We start from the raw sequence: 16,312 nt of genomic DNA on the forward strand, positions 1-16,312 counted from the left end.
TGGCCGCGGCAGAGCGCCACGAGTGCGATGTGTCCGCGCTGAGGAGTGCGTCGGGCGGTTCGCAACTCTAGTCATCAACCGGACATAGTCGATGAAATACGTGTCAAACCTGACAGTGTGTCGGAATCGTGAAATTGCAAGTCTTCGCCGTCTCCGGCCGTCGGCTCGCCCTCGAGCAGCGCCTCCGCTCGACGGCGGGCCGCCGCATTGCTCCGCCAGGGACCGGGGTGGTGCGCCCTGACGAACCGCCTGATCAGGCCGGACACGGCGAAAGAGTGAAGTGTGGAATCCCGAAAAGCGCATGAGCGGTTGCGGGAAGTCGTGGGGGCTTCCACGGTTGGCTCAAGATCCAACGCCGTCGAAAGGAATCCCCATGTGTGCTCTGCCCGCACGGCGCATCGCGTCCGGCGCACTCTGCGCCGCCCTTCTGGTCGGGATCACCGGCCCTGTCGCCATGGCGGCCGACTCGTCCCGCGGGCACGGCCATGTGGCGCCCGAGGCCCGGCTGCCCGGCGCGGATGCGCGACTCGCGCAGGTCGGGAAACGGAACTGGGGCGAGCTCGCCCCTGTCGCCGACCTGCTGAGGACCGTGCTCCGGGACAGCAACGGCAGACTGCCCGCGGCCGAGGCCAGGAGGCTGGGGGACGCCGCGAAGGCCGCCCTGGCCGAGGCGGCCGCCAACGGTGCCGGAACCTCGCTCATGTCGACGGTTGTGCGGCTGCCGGCTCCCGCCCTGCCCGCCGCGGCCCCCGGGATGTCGGTGCCGCGCGCCGCCGCCGACCCCGTGACCGACCTGCTGGACCTCGTACTCGGAGCGGTCGACGGCCTCCTGGAGGCGATCACCTCAGCTGCCGGCGGCGTTCTCCCCTCGGTCGACGGCCTGCTGACCGGGGTGGACGACCTCCTCGCCGCGCTGACCGCGGGCGAGCTGTCGTTCCAGGACGAATCCGATGAGTCGACGCCGTCCGACGAGGTGCCCGGCGAGTCGTCGACGTCGGACCCTGCGGAGACGGCCGTCACGCTCCCCGATGTGCCGCTGCTGACGCCGGTGCTGCCGCCGACCCCTTGAGCCCCCACAGTCGTGGTGCCGACCACAGGGGAGCGGCGCCACGACTGTTGTTCTTCGGTCTTTTAATAGATCTCGTATGAGGTATTGGCAATCTTCGGCATCTCCGGTTCCGCCCAGGCGAGGGCTCGTTAGGCAGGGCGACAGAATCCCCTCCGGCGACGCGCGTTGCCGAAGAAAGGAACACGATGAAGTCTCTGAAGGCTGCCGCCGTCTTTGCCGGATCCCTGATCGCCGCAGGTTCCGCCACGCCCGCGTTCGCCCAGGACGTCATGGTCGCTCCGAGCGCCCCCGCTGCTCAGAGCGCTCCGGATGTGCAGGCTGCTCCGGTCGCGCAGGCGGCTCCGGTTGCTCAGGCGGCTCCGGTTCAGAGTGCTCCCGTCGCCCAGAGCGCACCGGCGGTTCAGAGTGCCCCGGTCGCCCAGCCCGCTCCGGCTCCCCAGGCTGTTCCGGCTCCCCAGGCTGCTCCGGCTCCCCAGGCTGCTCCGGTCGCTCAGCCCGCTCCGGCGGTTCAGAGTGCTCCGCCCGCTCCGCCTGCCCCGATTGCTCAGCCCGCCCCCGCTCCTCAGCCTGCTCCGGCCGCTCAGAGCACGCGCGACCTGGCGTCCACCGACCTCACCGGCGGCGTGAGCACCAAGGTCCCCCTGGACGTGACCGCCGAAGGCAAGGAGTCGCTGGTCCACACGGCGAAGAACGCCGCTTCCACGGTCAACGACGCCAAGCCGGTGCACGGCAACCTGTGGTTCTAGGGCGCGAAGCACGCCCTGCGGAGGGCCGGTCCTCGGAAAGTCCGAGCACCGGCCCTCCGCACATGTCCACCCGGTGACGCGGCTCGCTCTCTCCCCCCCGGAACGGATACCGGTGATCACTTGTCTGGCCGCACGGCGGTAACCGCACGGGACATCCGGAGGTTATGGCTGCGACACCGGAACCGGACGAGGAGCGGACCATGGCCGTCAGCATCGGCGGGGGACAGGCCGGGGACGGAGCGCCGGTCCCGGCGCGACCCGTACCGGGCCGTACACGGCGGGAGGCGGCGCGCGCTCTGCGGTTCTGCGCCTTCGCCGCCGCTGTGACGGCCCCGGTGGCCGCCGCCCTCCGGACGCAGCGCCCCGGACCCGGGGGCGCCCCGAGCGGCACCGTCTTCGCCGAGACCTATCGCGGCCGCCGTATCGGCATGGTGTGGACCCCACCGCATGGCCCGGCCGGACAGGGCCGTTGGTACGTCACTGTGGACGGCCGCCCTCTGCACCTGATGCGCCGGGCCGACGGCACCTGGCTGAGCATGGTCGACCACTACTGCTCCTACCCCTCACCGCTCGAGGCCGCCCGTGCCGCCGTCGACGCACTCGGCCCCGGTCAGCGACTGCGTGAGCCTGCCCAGGGGCCGGGAGGCGCGGGCCACATGCACATGGAGAACCGGCGTGGCGTACGTACGTAGGGACGCCGGTACGCTCACCAGGGCCGAGCAGCGGCGGTTCGTCAAGGCGCTGCTGGAGGTCAAACGGCGGGGCGAGTACGACGAGTTCGTGCGCATGCACATCGAGTACTTCTCCGCGGACGGCGAACACGGGCCTCGCGCCGCGCACATGGCGCCCTCGTTCCTGCCCTGGCACCGCCGGTTCCTGCTCGACCTGGAGGGTGCGCTGCGCCGGGTGGACTCCTCGGTGACGGTGCCGTACTGGGACTGGACACGGGACCGCACGACCACTTCCACCCCCTGGACGGCCCATCTCCTCGGGGGCGACGGGCGCCGTTCCGACCACCAGGTGACGACAGGTCCGTTCGCCCATCGGGAAGGCCACTGGACCCTCAAGGTGAACGTGACCGACAGGGTGTTCCTCACCCGGGATCTCGGACGACCCGGAAACCCGATCGGCCTGCCCACGAGGAGCGAGCTGGAGTGGGCGCTGAAGGACCCCGTGTACGACACGGCGCCCTGGGACTCGACGGTCACCCGGGGTTTCCGCAACAAGCTGGAGGGCTGGGGCGCCGGCCGCGGCAACACGGCCTGGCGCAACCACAACCGGGTACACGGCTGGGTAGGCGGGGACATGCTCGGCGGCGCTTCCGTCAACGACCCCGTGTTCTGGTTGCACCACGCTTTCATCGACCTGCAGTGGTACCGCTGGCAACGTCGGCACCGCGATGCCCGCTACCTCCCCGCGACGCCGCCGCGCCGGGGTGACCGGCAGCACGGCCGGATCGTGGCGCGGCGCCAGAGCCTGCCACCGTGGGACGTGACGCCGGCGGAGCTCGAGGACGTCGGCCGGATCTACCGCTACGCGTGAGGTGTCACAGGCTTCACCGGGCACACGGGGAGAGCCCCGGCCTTTGGGGACCGGGGCTCTCGGGTGGGACAGCCGAAGTCAGTGGCGGTGGCCGCTCTTCTTGGTGTCCTTCTTGTCGTGGTTCTTGTGGCTCTCGTTCTTGCACTCGTTGCCGACGGCCGGGTTCAGCAGGCCGATCACGTTGACGGTGTTGCCGCACACGTTGATCGGCACGTGGACCGGCACCTGAACCACGTTGCCGGACAGGACGCCGGGCGAGCCGATGGCCGCGCCCTTGGCTCCGGCGTCGGCCGAGGCGAGACCGGCCCCACTGAGCACCACGGCGCTCGTGCCGAGAGCGACAGCGCCAATCTTCGCGATGCGAGACATCACGTTCTCCCTTACTGACTAGGTAAGTGCGGCAGCAGTACGAGCGCCGCACTGCCCTTTCAACGCGACGACCCCCGACCGGTCACGAGGAATCCTCTGCGAATCACCCGTCTTGAACAGGGGCTGCGCCAAATGGGTGTGGATCGCGGTCCTCGGCTCGTTCCCGGCGCTCTGCCCGATGTACTGGAGGGGACGACGGCCGCCTCGGGGTCGTGGTCCGGCATGGACCCATCCGACTGATGCGTGGCGACGCCGTGACGTGCGCTTTCACAAAAAGATCACGCCGCCCGGCGTTTTCGTGTGGAAAAAGCCGCAGACGCCGCTTATGTTGATGACTGTCGGTGACCGGACTGCCACTGTCCGTGTCGATACGAGAATCGGAGAAGTAATGCGCAAGTACCAGAAGGCCGCGGTCGTCGTGGCCATGCTCGGCAGCGTCAGCTTCCTCGGCGCTGGCGTTGGTCACGCTGCGGGCGGGGACGACAAGTTCAAGCTCGACAACGAGCAGGCCCAGTCCTGCTCGCAGAACGACTCGACCCAGGGTCTGGTCAACGTCGACGACGTCAACGTCAACGTCGGCGCCCTCCTGGGCCTGGCCAACCAGGACAACAGCGAGCGCGAGTCGCTGACCTGCTCGCAGGCCTTCTCTCTGCGTGGCGGCCACTGATCAGCTTGATCAAGGCAGGCCCCGGGGTTCGAACCATTGTGTTCGAACCCCGGGGCCTGCCGCCTGACTGAAGGAAACAGGTAGATGTTCAACTCGAAGAAGACCGCGGCCGTGGCGGCGGTTCTGGGGAGCTTCGCTCTGATGGGTGTCGGTGCCGTCCAGGCGTCGGCCCACGGTGGTCCCGGTACGTGCGTCGAGAGCAGCGACGGGCATGTCCGCTGCGTGCAGATGAGTGAGTACCAGGTCATCAAGGGCAAGGGCGGAGACGTCACTGTCGTCAACCATTCGACGCAGACCTGCCCGACGTCGCACAGCCAGGTCAGCTGTGTCGACAGTGTCGCGCTGCCCGTCAAGGGGGACTGACCTTCCGCCGGCCGGTGCGGGCTTCGTCCGGGCGGCGTGCGCGCGCGGCCCTCGGGGGCGACTCGGAGTTCGGTGACTCGCCGCGCGCCGGTGAGCGGAACTACAAAACGTCTTTTCCAGAAACTTACGCGGTTGGGCGTTTCGCTCGGTGAGAGGCGCACGCGCCGCCTAGGGTTGGCAACTGTTGGTGACCAGTCCATTACGGTCTGTGTCTACTCGAGAAAATCGGAGAAGTAATGCGCAAGTACCAGAAGGCCGCGGTCGTCGTGGCCATGCTCGGCAGCGTCAGCTTCCTTGGCGCTGGCGTGGGTCACGCTTCGGACGGGGACGAGCAGTTCAAGCTCGAGAACAAGCAGGCCCAGTCGTGCGAGCAGAACGACTCGCGTGAGGGACTCATCAACATCGACGACATCAACGTCAACCTCGCCATCCTGGGTCTCGCGAACCAGGACAACAGCGAGCGCGAGTCCGTGACCTGCTCGCAGGCCTTCTCCCTGGGCAAGTAGTCGCCGACCAGGTGATTCAGGCAGGCCCCGGGGCTCGAACCAGGTGTCCGAGCCCCGGGGCCTGTCGCTTGGCTTCTTTGCCGGTATGAGTCCGGAACGACTCACCTGCCCAGTGGCGGCGAGTCGACCGTAAAGGAAAAGGTAAATGCTCACTTCAAAGAAGATCGCGGCGGTAGCGGGGATTCTGGGGAGCTTCGCTCTGATCGGTGCCGGTGCCGCCCAGGCCTCTGCCGATGGTGGCCCCGGCAAGTGCGTCGACGACGGCAACGGTCACGTGCGCTGCGTGGAACTGAGCCAGTACACGTACACCACCGACAACGGCAAGGTCACTGTCGTCAACCATTCGACGCAAGAGTGCCCGACTTCGCACAGCCAGGTCTCCTGCGTCAGCAGCGCCGTCGTCCCCGGCAAGAAGAGCTGACTCCCGCCGAGGCCGAGGCGCCTCGTTCGCGGCGGCGCCCTTTGAGTCCACCCGCACAGCGGGCAATGGCCGGGACCCGATATCGGGTCCCGGCCATCTGCGTGGGCTTGACCCTGCGGTCGATCGCCGACGGCGCACAGCGCCCCGCCCCACGGGCCTCAAGGCAGCCGTCGTACCGGCGCGCCCTCGAGGAACGCGCGGATGTTCTCGACCGCCTGCCCGTAGTACGTCGCGTAGTTGGCCCGGGAGACGTAGCCGAGGTGAGGGGTGGCGAGGAGGCGGGGGGCGGTGCGCATCGGATGGTCGGCGGGCAACGGCTCGATGTCGAAGACGTCGACGCCGGCGCCGGCGATCCGGCCGGAGTGCAGGGCGCCGAGGAGGGCGTCCTGGTCGACGATCGCCGCCCGTGAGGTGTTGATCAGGTAGGCGGTCGGTTTGAGGAGGGCGAGCTCGGCCCGGCCGAGCAGGCCGCGGGTGCGGTCGCCGAGGGCGAGGTGCACGGACACGAAGTCACTGTCCGCGAGCAGCTCCTCCTTGGAACCGGCGAATTCCACGCCCACCTCGTCGGCGCGCTCCCGGGTGAGGTTCTGGCTCCAGGCGCTCACCCGCATGCCGAAGGCGAGCCCGACCTGTGCGACACGGCCGCCGATCTTCCCCAGGCCGAGCAGCCCGAGACGCCGGCCGTGCAGATCGGCGCCGACGGTGCTCTGCCAGGGGCCGCCCGAGCGCAGCGTGTTGCTCTCCTCGACGATGCCGCGGGCGAGGCCGAGCAGCAGGGCCCAGGTCAGTTCGACCGGCGGGGTGGAGGAACTGGCCGTGCCGCACACGGTGACGCCGTGCGCCTCGGCGGCCGCGTAGTCGATCACCGAGTTCCGCATGCCGGAGGCGACGATCAGTTTCAGCCGGGGCAGCCGGGTGATCAGCGACCCGGGGAACGGCACGCGTTCGCGCAGGGTCACCACGATGTCGAAACCGGCCAGGGCCGCGGCCAGGTCGTCCTCGCCCTCGATGTGCCGGTCGAAGGACACGACCTCCACGTCGTCCGTGACCGCCGCCCAGTCGGCGACCTCGGTCGCCACCTGCTGGAAGTCGTCCAGTACAGCGCATCGCAGCCGCACGTCGTGCCCCTTTCACGGCCTGTGGATCGGTTCCCCGGGGCCATGATCGCGCTTCGGCGGCGGCGCGGGAAGTCTCCCCCCTGGCACCCGACCAATCGGTCGGCCCCGGCGCATCCTCACGTGTGGGGAATGCGTGAACGCTTCACTGCACGTCCAAAGGGGGACATGGGGCGGGACGGGGGGAGTCCGCGCGTCGCGCGGGCCATCGTGTGTCTGGTGCCGGTCGGATTCTTCGTCGCCTCGGTCGGGGCGACGGCGGCCAACCGCGACGGGGTCGGTCATCTGGTCGCGGCGACGGCCGTACTGGCGGTGACGCTGGGCCTTCATCTGCTGCACTCCACCCGTGCCGCGGTGCGCCGCCGCAAGCCGTGCCGTGTCCGAGCCGCGACACGGTGGCGGACGGTGCTTCGGGCCGGTGTGAGGGACGGTTGTGGGGCGGGGTGGTCATGGGGCGGCCCTCCGCGTCGGGTCGGGTGTGAGGGCCGGTTGGGCGGTGGCTGTGGTGGTCACGAGACGGGCCCTGCCAGAACCGCCGGGCGTGGCGGCGGTGCTCCGCAAGGCCGGCGGACGGGCGGGTGCGGCTTCCGGCTCGCGGTGGCGCTGCCGTGTCCGAGCCGCGACACGGTGGCGGACGGTGCTTCGGGCCGGGTGTGAGGGACGGTGGGCGGTGGCGGACCGTGCCTCCCGCTGTGCGGCGGTGGTGGTCACGAGACGGCTCTCGCCAGGCCCCCGGGCGTGGCCGCGGAGCTCCGCAGGGCCAGCAGGCCGGCGAGGGTGACGGTCGTGACCGTGAGCACCGGTGCGCCGGCGGCCAGCGCGGTCAACGGCCCGCCGGCCAGAGCCGGTACGGCCGAACCGGTGAGCGCGATGCTGAGCGGCACCAGGACCGACCCGCAGACCACGACGGCCAGCAGCAGCGCGACCGCACAGGTCAGCACGGCCTCCCAGGCCAGCATGCGCAGCACCTGCGCGGACTGTGCGCCGGCCAGCCGCAGCAGGGCGAACTCCCGGCGGCGGCCGGCCGTCGCCATACTCAGGGTGTTGACGACGGAGACGGCGGTGAACAGGTTGATCATCGTCAGGAGCAGCAGGACGAACAGCCCTGCCGCGGCGCCGGACCCCGACGCGTTCCCGGTGCCTGCGTCACCGCCACCGACCCGCGCCCCCGGGAAGTCCGAGGCCAGGGACCGCAGTTCCCGCTCGACCGCGTCCCGGTCGGCTCCGGGGGCGGTCCGTACGAGGACGCTGTCGTCCAGCGGAGCGGCCGCGTGCCGGGCCGCCGAGGCACGGGGCAGCAGCGCGTCGGCGAAGCCGCGGTCGCGGGCGTAGACGGCCGCGACCCGGTAGGTGTCCCGGCCGCCGTCGTCCCAGTCCACCCGCACCCGGTCGCCGACCGAGACCCCCAGGTCGGCGGCCGCGCCGTCGCCGAGCGCCACGGACGTGCCGTCGAGGCGGTCGAGCGAGCCCCGGCGGACGCCGAGGTCGAGGAGGCGGGGGACCGCCTCGGTCCGCATCGCGACCAGGCTGCCGCCGATGAGAGGCGCGGCATCGCCGTCCCCGGCGTTCGCGCGGCGAAGCTCGCCGCCCACGGACAGCTGCCCCGAGGCCCCCGCCACCCCGGGCAGCCGGCCGGCCCGCTCCGCGTACCCCGTGCCGATGCCCGGCCCGGCCGCGGACACCACGTGGTCGGCGACCAGGCGCTGCCGCTCCGCCCGTTCCTCGCCCTGGGAGGTGACCAGCGGAACGCACAGCAGCGTGCCGGTGAGGGAGACGGACAGCACCAGCGGGGTCACGGTGGCGGCCAGCCGTACGTTCTGGCGCAGGAGGTTGCGGACCGCCAGCGCGCCGTCCCGGGGCAGCAGCGGCCGCACCGGCACCAGCAGCACGGCACCCGCGACCCGGCAGATCAGCGGCGCCAGCAGCGCCACCCCCACCATCAGGACCAGCACCATGCTCTCGGCCGTACCGCCACCGCCGTCCAACCGGCCCGCCGCCACCGCACCGAGACAGGCACCCGCACCCGCAAGCACGCACACCCCGAGCAGTACGCGCCGCCACCCCAGCCTCGGCGCCGGGGCGGCCGACTCGCGCAGCACCTCCACCGGCCGCACCCGCGACGCCCGCCGCGCGGCCGCGAACGCAGCGAGCTGCGCCACGACCGCGGCCAGCCCGACCGTCGCCCAGGGCGCGACCGGCCCCACCGCCAGCGGGAACGACGGGGGCAGCACCTCACCGCTCACCAGAAGCCGGTGCAGCAGCGCCGCCACCCCGATACCGCCCGGCACACCGAGGAGCGCCGCCGCGACGGTCACCAGCAGGACCTCCACCGCGATCATCCGGCGGATCTGCCCCTTGGTGGCCGCGACCGCCCGCAGCAGGCCGATCTCGGTCAGCCGCCCGGCGACCGCCAGCGTCAGCGTGCCGGAGACGACGAAGCCGGCCACGAACAGCGACAGCGCCCCGAACGTCCCGACGAGCGAGGAGAGCACCGACGCGGGCGACGGCACATCCCAGAACTCCGCGTCCGCCCGTCCGGCGCCGGAGGCGACCACGACGGTCCCGGCGTCGTCCCCGTACAGGTCGTCGACGGCCTTCTCCACCTGCCGCCGCAGCGCCGCGGGGTCGGCCGCGTCCTCGGCCCGCACGCCCAGCGCCCGCACCGGCTGCGCCGAGTCCGCGAGCCGCCGCGCCTCCCGCGGGGTGTGGAACACGGCGTACTGGCGCGCGGGCTTCCGGGGCGGGTCGGCGATGCCGGAGACCCGGTAGGAGCGCAGCCCGTCCGCACCGCTCAGCCGTACGGTGCCGCCCACTCCGGCGTCGAGGCGTTCGGCCAGGGCGCTGTCCAGCACGACCTCCCGGTCGCCGGAGGGGGCACGGCCCGAGCGCAGGGTGAACGGCCCGAGGACGGCGCTGTCCCACGCGTGCCCCAGGGACGGTCCGTCCCAGGGCGCCTCGACGGTCCGGCCCGAGGCGTCAACCGCCGTGGTGGGGAAGGACAGTTCGGGCACGGCCCGCTCGACGGACGGCAACCGGTCGAGCGCTGCCCGGAGTTCCTCCGCCCGCGGCACGAACGGCTGCCCGCCCACGACCACGTCCGCTCCCGCGTACCGCTCGGCGGGAGAGGCGGCACGCGTGCTCGACTCCAGCAGAACGGCACACGCCGTCGTCATGACGAGCGCGAGCACGAGCGCCACGAAACTGGCCGCCCAGCTTGCTCTGCGGCCCGAAAGGGTCCGCCATGCGAGTCGTAACACGGGTGCCTTTCGGAGCGGGCGGAATTGCCTTGCGGTGCGGAACGGAAAGCTTATCGAAACAGGAACCAGGCAGCACCAAATCCCGGGTCAGGCAAGGGATTTGGCCGATTTGAATACCCGAAACCGTGTGTTTTTCACGGGTCGACTCGTGTGTTGTGTACTGGGGCCCTTCTTCCGGCGTGTGAAAGGTTTTCCATCAGTTCGAGCGAATCGAACGAGAGAGTGCCGAAAAGCGGGGGGACGCTGGGATGCGGTACGACGCGTATGGCGGGCTGGAAGGTCCACGCCTCCGGGTGCCAGGACAACGCCGAGAAGATCCTCGACGCGATCCACAACTTCTGCGTCCCGCGGGGAATCCCCTTCAAGTTCCTGCCCGGCCAGCACATCCTGCAACTGCGGAACATGAAGTACGCCTCCCGGGGCGCCAGCGGCAAACTCGTCACCGTCTACCCGGCGGACGAACAGGAACTGCGCGAGGTGCTCGAAGGCGTCGACGCCCTCGTCGGCGGCGAGCCCGGCCCCTGCATCCTCAGCGATCTGCGCTGGAACCAGGGCCCGTTGTACGTGCGCTACGGCGGCTTCGTCGAGCGGCACGTCGTCTCGGAGAAGGGGGTGCTGGAACCCGCCATCGAGTGGCCCGACGGCACGCTCGTCCCCGATCGCCACCTGCCCGGATTCCACGTCCCCGAGTGGGTGACCCTGCCGGAGTTCCTCCAGCCGCACGCCGAGGCGCGCCGTGCCGAGTCCCTGGCCGACCTTCCCTGCGCGGTCCGCCGCCCGGTGCACTTCTCCAACGGCGGGGGCGTGTACATCGCCGAGGACACCCGCACCGGCAAGGAGGTCATCCTCGAGTGGGCCCGCCCGTACGCGGGACTGACGGCCGACGGGAGAGACGCGGTCAGCCGGCTCCAGTGGGAGCGGGACGTCCTCGAACGACTCGCCGGCGCCGACGCCGTTCCCGCGGTCCTCGGCTACTTCACCGTCGGAGACCACCACTTCCTCGCCCAGGAACTCGTCGAGGGACGGCCGCTCAGCACGCCTCGATGAAGTAGGGAAGGTCTTACGGCACCCATGACCAGCCTTGCCTTCGCCCGATCATGACCCTGTCGGCACACTGCTCGTCTCGGATATCGTCCCGTGCATGTGTTCTGCACTGGACACGCCTCAAGGAGCGGCCGAACTCGCCGAGTCTCTGCTTCCTCAGCTGGGGAACCGTTGGCTGCACACCCAGGCGGTGGCCGCCCGAGCTCAAGAGGCTGCCGCGGCTGTGTCTCAGGCTGACCGGGATCTCCTCGTCGCCGCGGCGTGGCTGCACGACATCGGTTACGCCCCCGAAGTGCGGGATACCGGGTTCCCTCCCCTCGATGGTGCCCGCCACCTCGAAACACTGGGTGCGCCGGCACGCCTGGTGCGGCTCGTCGCCCACCACTCCGGAGCCGTGTACGAAGCCGAGCAGCGCGGGCTGTCGGCAGAGCTGGCCGTCTACGAGCGGGAGGATTCCCCGGTCCTCGACGCGCTGGTCTTCGCGGACATGACCACCGGCCCCGCCGGGCAGTCCTTCGGCTTCGACGTCCGGATCGACGACATCCTGGTCCGCTACGAACCGGGCAGCGAAGTGCACACCGCGACTAGCAGGGCGCGTCCCTACCTCGGCGCTGCGGTGGACCGTACTCAGCGACGCATCGCGGCGTTCACGTCACTGCCGCCGAGCCAACGGGCGATCATCGACGGAAGCGGTTGGTGGCCTCCGACGCTCTTCGCGGTGGAACACCAGGACGTGGAACTGCTGGCTCGGCTGCTCGATGCCGGCGCAGATCCTGACGAAGGCAACGGTGCGACTCCCCTGACACACGCGCTGGACACGGAAGGTGACTCGGCGCTGCAGAGTGGTGACCCCCTCACGGTGGCAACGACGGCTGTGCTCCTCGCGTACGGCGCAGACCCCGAACTGCCCGACGTGACTGGCGATACGCCGCTTCAGGTCGCCGAACGCTACGACCACGCCCCTGCGATCCGGTTGCTGCGCCGGCATCTTCCGGGAGATCGCTCCGGGAAGCGCCAGCCGATGTAGGGCCCGGTCCGTTCAGTCGGACCGCGCTCGATCCGACAGACGACACTTCTGTGCGCACGCCGACATGACGGGGAGGCGGGCCGCACTGGACGAGCCGGGAGACCTGCTGCCCGGCGAGTGACGGGGCCGTTGCCGTCAGCGTTGCCGTCAGAGACACGAAACGCCCTGGAGGGGAGATCCCCTCTGGGGCGTTTTTGCTGGTAGGAGGTGGCGCCCCCGGCAGGACTCGAACCTGCGGCCAAGCGCTTAGAAGGCGCCTGCTCTATCCACTGAGCTACGGGGGCCGGGTGTGGTGGCCTCTGTCCTGGTGCCCTGGTGTGGGCCGATCCGTGACGTCGCCGGGGACAAGGATAGGGCTCCCGCGTCCGTGTCCCTGCTGCTTCGCCTCCGTGGCTCGATGTGGAGGTTCAGTGAAGCGGTCCTGATAATCGCAGGCAGGTACGAATCGTGCACCGCTTTTGGCGTCACAGGCATCGGGTGTTGTGCACTCGTTATGCCTGGAGTGTGCCCGTGTCCCAGTCGTCCCTTCCGTCCCTTGTGTTCTGTCGGCGCGCAGACATGCTCATATGCTTCAGAATTCCCCTAAAATTGGGCATTCTTCACATGTGGTGACCTTGGACGTACGGCCTCAGCTGCTCGACGCACTCTCCGCCCTGCGCGACCGTGTCGCCGCCGCACGCTTCCCGCTGCCCCTGGCGGGGGCCCCACGCGCGCGTGCCAACCGCGACGAACTCCTCGCGCAGCTCGACGACTACTTGGTGCCCCGGTTGCGGGACCCCGAAGCGCCGCTTCTGGCCGTCGTGGGCGGGTCGACCGGAGCCGGGAAATCGACGCTCGTGAACTCCCTCGTGGGACGGCGGGTCAGCGAGGCGGGCGTGCTGCGGCCGACGACACGCACCCCCGTGCTGGTCTGCCATCCGGAGGACCACCACTGGTTCAGCGGGATGAGAGTGCTGCCCGATCTCACCCGCGTGTGGGTGCCCCAGCAGGACTCCACCGACGACCTGCTGCTCCCCGGCGAGAACCCCGCGCGCGTGCTGCGCGTCGAGACCGCCGAGACCATCCCGCCCGGCCTCGCGCTCCTCGACGCGCCCGACATCGACTCCCTGGTCGCCGACAACCGCGTCCTGGCCGCCGAACTCATCTGCGCCGCCGACATCTGGGTCATGGTCACTACCGCCGCCCGCTACGCCGACGCCGTCCCCTGGCACATGCTGCGCACCGCCAAGGAGTACGACGTCACCCTCGTGACGGTCCTCGACCGCGTGCCCCACCAGGTCGTCAACGAGGTGTCACGCCAGTACGGGGCCCTGCTCACCAAGGCCGGGCTCGGCGAGGTGCCGCGCTTCACCGTGCCCGAACTGCCCGAGTCCGCCTGGGGTGGCGGCCTCCTGCCGGCCTCCGCCGTCGCCCAGCTGCGCACCTGGCTGATCCACCAGGCCCAGGACCCCGCGGCCCGGCAGCACGTCCTCGCCCGTACGGCGTTCGGCGTCCTCGACTCCCTCAAGTCCCGCATGCCCGCGCTGGCCGGTGCCGCCGCCGCGCAGTACGCCGCCGCTCTACGGCTCACCTCCGCCGTAGAGGGGGCGTACGACAGCGAGCACGCCCGCGTGCGGGGCCGGTTGCAGAGCGGCGCGGTCCTCGCCGGCGACGCGCTCAAGCGATGGCGCGCCTTCCCTCTGGACTGCACCGCCGCCGAACTCCTCGACGCGCTCGTGGAGAGCCTCAGCGCGCTGCTGCTGTGCGCCGTCACCGCCGCCGACGAACGCGTCGACGACGCCTGGCGGCGCGAACCGGCGTCCGCCGCCCCGGAACTCGCCGCCCGCGAGGCCGGCGCGGACAGCGCCGAGCACCGCATCGGACTCGCCGTACGGCGCTGGCGGCGGGAGCTCGAGGAGCACGCCGAGGAAGAGGTCCGCGAACTCGACCGCAACCTCGCACCCGACCCCGAGCTGGTCGCCGCCCTGGTCGCCACCTCCCTGCTGGGCGGCCGCCGGGGCCGGATGGCCGGCGAAGGGCTCGCCGAGCGGATCGGCGCCCACGGCGCCCTGCGGCTGCGCGACCGGGCCGGACGGCTGCTCACCGAGCACGTGGACCGCGTCCTGCACGCCGAGCGCGAACGCCGGCTCGCCCCCCTCGACGCGCTCGACGTCCACCCCGAACCCCAGGCCGAACTCATCGCCGCGCTGTCCGTACTGCAGAAGGAGAGGTGACCGGTGACCGCCGTCACTGACCAGGACCCCACCGAGCACACCGATCAGCCGGACGACGACGCACATAAGCCAGACGTCCGTAAGTCGGACACTCGTAAGGCCCGTAGGGCATTCGCACACAGCGCAGACGGCCGCGAGGCAGACGCCCGCAAGGCGGGGACGGGGGCAGCCCACGACTCCCCCCGCGGCGCCTCGGACGGTGAGCGCGCCCCTCGCACCGATCCGACCGAGGCGGCCTGGGACGACGGACTCATCGCGCGCCGGGTCAACGAGACAGCCGAAGGAGACCGGTTCCCCATGACGGACAACCGCTCCGCCGCCCCACAGACGGTCACCCCCCTGGTGTATGACGGGTCGCTGCGCTCCCGGCTCGAGGCCCTGCGCGAACTCGTCGGGCTCTCCCGCACCCGGCTCGACAGCCGGACGCTGTCGGAGGCCGGCCGGGTGCTCGACGAGGCGTCGGCGCGGCGCAGGCTCTCCGGGCAGCACACCGTCGTCGCCATCGCGGGCGCCACCGGCAGTGGCAAGTCACAGCTGTTCAACGCGCTCGCCGGGGTGACCATCTCGGAGACGGGCGTACGCCGTCCCACCACCGCCGCGCCCATCGCGTGCAGTTGGAGCGACGGGGCCGCCGGCCTCATCGAGCGGCTCGGCATCCCGCCCCGGCTGCGCCGCCGGCCGCTGCCGACCGGGGACGGCGAGTCGCCGCTGCGCGGACTCGTCCTCATCGACCTGCCCGACCACGACTCCGCGGCCGTACAGCACCGCCGGCACGTGGACCGCATCCTGGCGCTCGTCGACGCCGTCATCTGGGTCGTCGACCCGGAGAAGTACGCCGACGCCGTCCTTCACGAGCGCTATCTGCGGCCGATGGCGGCGCACGCCGAGGTCATGTTCGTCGTCCTCAACCAGATCGACCGGCTGCCCGGGGAGGCCGCCGAGCAGGTCCTCGACGATCTGCGGCGGCTCCTCGACGAGGACGGCATCGCCCTCGGCGAGTACGGCGAGCCGGGTACGACCGTGCTCGCGCTGTCCGCGCTCACCGGTGACGGCGTCGGCGAACTGCGCGAGGCCCTCGGCCAGTTCGTCTCGGAACGCGGGGCGCCGAACCGCCGTATCGCGGCCGACGTGGACATCGCCGCGGCCCGCCTCTGGCCCGTCTACGCCACGCAGCGCCGGACCGGGCTCAGCGAACAGGCCAGGGAGGAGTTCTCCGACCGGCTCGCGGACGCGGTGGGCGCCACGGCGGCGGGTGAGGCGGCCGAACGCGCGTGGCTGCGCAACGCCAACCGCGCCTGCGGTACGCCCTGGCTGCGTCTGTGGCGCTGGTACCAGGACCGCGGCGAACCCACCACGGGCCGGCTCCCCGGACGTACGCAGTCCGATGAGGAGGCGACGGCCCGTCAGCGGGTCGAACAGGCGGTACGGACCGTGGCCGACCGGGCGTCGGCCGGGCTGCCGGCGCCCTGGGCGCAGGCGGTGCGCGAGGCGGCCGCCCGCGGCTCTCAGGGGTTGCCGGAGGCGCTGGACGAACTGACCGCGCGCGCGGGCGTGCCGACGGGGCGGCCGCCGCGCCCGGGGTGGTGGCCGGTGGCCGTCCTCGTCCAGGCGTCCATGACGATCCTGCAGTTCCTGGGCGGGCTGTGGCTACTGGGGCAGATCATCGGGGTCGCGGCACCGAACCTGGGGGTGCCGGTGCTGCTGATGGTGATCGGTATCGTCGGCGGCCCGCTCATCGAGTGGAGCTGCCGGATGGCCGCCCGCGGCCCGGCCCGGCGCTTTGGCCTGGAGGCGGAACGCCGGTTGCGGGAAGCGGCGGCCGGCTGCGGCAGAGCCCGGGTCCTGGACCCGGTGGCGGCGGAGCTGCTGCGGTACCGGGAGGTCCGGGAGCAGTACGGGAGGGTGGTGGGGACGGGGCGCTGACGGGCGTCCTGGCCGGGGGCGGGGCGTTGACGGTACGGCCATCCCGGGGG

Annotated in this window: 15 protein-coding genes and 1 tRNA gene; 12 read left to right on the plus strand and 4 right to left on the minus strand. The window is 71.3% G+C overall.

Annotated elements, in window-relative coordinates; translation table 11 throughout:
- The first annotated feature begins 373 nt into the window (after positions 1-373).
- The 4 genes from IE153_RS06540 (at position 374) to IE153_RS06550 (ending at position 3,357) form a co-directional block, all read left to right on the plus strand.
- Entirely contained in the window at positions 374-1,069 is a 696-nt protein-coding gene (locus IE153_RS06540) for a hypothetical protein (protein WP_189588808.1), read from the plus strand.
- 623 nt (positions 1,070-1,692) lie between these two features.
- The gene (locus IE153_RS42325; RefSeq protein WP_261678816.1) at positions 1,693-1,815 is read left to right on the plus strand and encodes a hypothetical protein; all 123 of its coding nucleotides are present in this window, start codon (positions 1,693-1,695) and stop codon (positions 1,813-1,815) included.
- A 200-nt stretch (positions 1,816-2,015) separates the two neighbouring features.
- Positions 2,016-2,507: a tyrosinase family oxidase copper chaperone gene (locus IE153_RS06545; protein WP_189588809.1), complete on the plus strand. Its 492-nt coding sequence runs from the start codon at positions 2,016-2,018 to the stop codon at positions 2,505-2,507.
- Entirely contained in the window at positions 2,491-3,357 is an 867-nt protein-coding gene (locus tag IE153_RS06550; RefSeq protein ID WP_189588810.1) for a tyrosinase family protein, read from the plus strand. Before IE153_RS06545 ends, IE153_RS06550 begins: the two co-directional genes overlap by 17 nt.
- Before the next feature lie 78 nt (positions 3,358-3,435).
- On the opposite strand, the gene IE153_RS06555 is transcribed toward IE153_RS06550, so the two are convergent.
- Positions 3,436-3,726: a chaplin gene (locus IE153_RS06555; protein WP_189588811.1), complete on the minus strand. Its 291-nt coding sequence runs from the start codon at positions 3,724-3,726 to the stop codon at positions 3,436-3,438.
- A gap of 388 nt (positions 3,727-4,114) precedes the next feature.
- On the opposite strand from IE153_RS06555, the gene IE153_RS06560 reads away from it, so the two are divergent.
- The 4 genes from IE153_RS06560 (at position 4,115) to IE153_RS06575 (ending at position 5,683) form a co-directional block, all read left to right on the plus strand.
- Positions 4,115-4,393: a hypothetical protein gene (locus tag IE153_RS06560; RefSeq protein ID WP_189588812.1), complete on the plus strand. Its 279-nt coding sequence runs from the start codon at positions 4,115-4,117 to the stop codon at positions 4,391-4,393.
- An 84-nt stretch (positions 4,394-4,477) separates the two neighbouring features.
- Positions 4,478-4,756, plus strand: a complete 279-nt coding sequence (locus tag IE153_RS06565; protein ID WP_189588813.1) for a hypothetical protein — start codon at positions 4,478-4,480, stop codon at positions 4,754-4,756.
- A 236-nt stretch (positions 4,757-4,992) separates the two neighbouring features.
- Positions 4,993-5,262 (plus strand): hypothetical protein, encoded by a 270-nt coding sequence (locus IE153_RS06570; RefSeq protein WP_189588814.1) that lies wholly within the window; start codon positions 4,993-4,995, stop codon positions 5,260-5,262.
- 145 nt (positions 5,263-5,407) lie between these two features.
- Positions 5,408-5,683: a hypothetical protein gene (locus tag IE153_RS06575; RefSeq protein WP_189588815.1), complete on the plus strand. Its 276-nt coding sequence runs from the start codon at positions 5,408-5,410 to the stop codon at positions 5,681-5,683.
- Positions 5,684-5,841: 158 nt separating this feature from the next.
- On the opposite strand, the gene IE153_RS06580 is transcribed toward IE153_RS06575, so the two are convergent.
- Both IE153_RS06580 and IE153_RS06585 read right to left on the minus strand, forming a co-directional pair.
- Positions 5,842-6,801 carry a D-2-hydroxyacid dehydrogenase family protein gene (locus IE153_RS06580; protein WP_189588816.1) on the minus strand — a complete coding sequence of 320 codons (960 nt, stop codon included), beginning with the start codon at positions 6,799-6,801 and terminating at the stop codon, positions 5,842-5,844.
- A 704-nt stretch (positions 6,802-7,505) separates the two neighbouring features.
- Positions 7,506-9,995 (minus strand): ABC transporter permease, encoded by a 2,490-nt coding sequence (locus tag IE153_RS06585; protein WP_229828870.1) that lies wholly within the window; start codon positions 9,993-9,995, stop codon positions 7,506-7,508.
- Between the two features lie 324 nt (positions 9,996-10,319).
- Between IE153_RS06585 and IE153_RS06590 the strand changes: the two genes are divergently transcribed.
- Both IE153_RS06590 and IE153_RS42560 read left to right on the plus strand, forming a co-directional pair.
- Complete coding sequence (locus IE153_RS06590; protein ID WP_189588818.1) at positions 10,320-11,102, plus strand: class III lanthionine synthetase LanKC N-terminal domain-containing protein; 783 nt, start codon at positions 10,320-10,322, stop codon at positions 11,100-11,102.
- A 94-nt stretch (positions 11,103-11,196) separates the two neighbouring features.
- Positions 11,197-12,126 (plus strand): HD domain-containing protein, encoded by a 930-nt coding sequence (locus IE153_RS42560; RefSeq protein WP_308432141.1) that lies wholly within the window; start codon positions 11,197-11,199, stop codon positions 12,124-12,126.
- 208 nt (positions 12,127-12,334) lie between these two features.
- Here IE153_RS42560 and IE153_RS06600 read toward each other — a convergent pair.
- A tRNA-Arg gene (locus tag IE153_RS06600) sits at positions 12,335-12,410 on the minus strand.
- A gap of 321 nt (positions 12,411-12,731) precedes the next feature.
- On the opposite strand from IE153_RS06600, the gene IE153_RS06605 reads away from it, so the two are divergent.
- Complete coding sequence (locus IE153_RS06605; RefSeq protein ID WP_189588819.1) at positions 12,732-14,339, plus strand: dynamin family protein; 1,608 nt, start codon at positions 12,732-12,734, stop codon at positions 14,337-14,339.
- 252 nt (positions 14,340-14,591) lie between these two features.
- Positions 14,592-16,262 (plus strand): YfjP family GTPase, encoded by a 1,671-nt coding sequence (locus IE153_RS06610; protein ID WP_438817907.1) that lies wholly within the window; start codon positions 14,592-14,594, stop codon positions 16,260-16,262.
- The last annotated feature ends 50 nt before the right edge of the window (positions 16,263-16,312 follow it).

The organism is Streptomyces massasporeus (assembly GCF_014648995.1).
GTDB lineage: Bacteria > Actinomycetota > Actinomycetes > Streptomycetales > Streptomycetaceae > Streptomyces > Streptomyces massasporeus.

What these genes read in the sequence shown, in the direction of transcription:
- IE153_RS06540 (WP_189588808.1), top strand. Translation starts at nt 374, where the DNA reads ATGTGTGCTCTGCCCGCACGGCGCATCGCGTCCGGCGCACTCTGCGCC.
- IE153_RS06545 (WP_189588809.1), top strand. Translation starts at nt 2,016, where the DNA reads ATGGCCGTCAGCATCGGCGGGGGACAGGCCGGGGACGGAGCGCCGGTC.
- IE153_RS06555 (WP_189588811.1), bottom strand. Translation starts at nt 3,726, where the DNA reads ATGTCTCGCATCGCGAAGATTGGCGCTGTCGCTCTCGGCACGAGCGCC.
- IE153_RS06560 (WP_189588812.1), top strand. Translation starts at nt 4,115, where the DNA reads ATGCGCAAGTACCAGAAGGCCGCGGTCGTCGTGGCCATGCTCGGCAGC.
- IE153_RS06565 (WP_189588813.1), top strand. Translation starts at nt 4,478, where the DNA reads ATGTTCAACTCGAAGAAGACCGCGGCCGTGGCGGCGGTTCTGGGGAGC.
- IE153_RS06570 (WP_189588814.1), top strand. Translation starts at nt 4,993, where the DNA reads ATGCGCAAGTACCAGAAGGCCGCGGTCGTCGTGGCCATGCTCGGCAGC.
- IE153_RS06575 (WP_189588815.1), top strand. Translation starts at nt 5,408, where the DNA reads ATGCTCACTTCAAAGAAGATCGCGGCGGTAGCGGGGATTCTGGGGAGC.
- IE153_RS06590 (WP_189588818.1), top strand. Translation starts at nt 10,320, where the DNA reads ATGGCGGGCTGGAAGGTCCACGCCTCCGGGTGCCAGGACAACGCCGAG.
- IE153_RS42560 (WP_308432141.1), top strand. Translation starts at nt 11,197, where the DNA reads ATGTGTTCTGCACTGGACACGCCTCAAGGAGCGGCCGAACTCGCCGAG.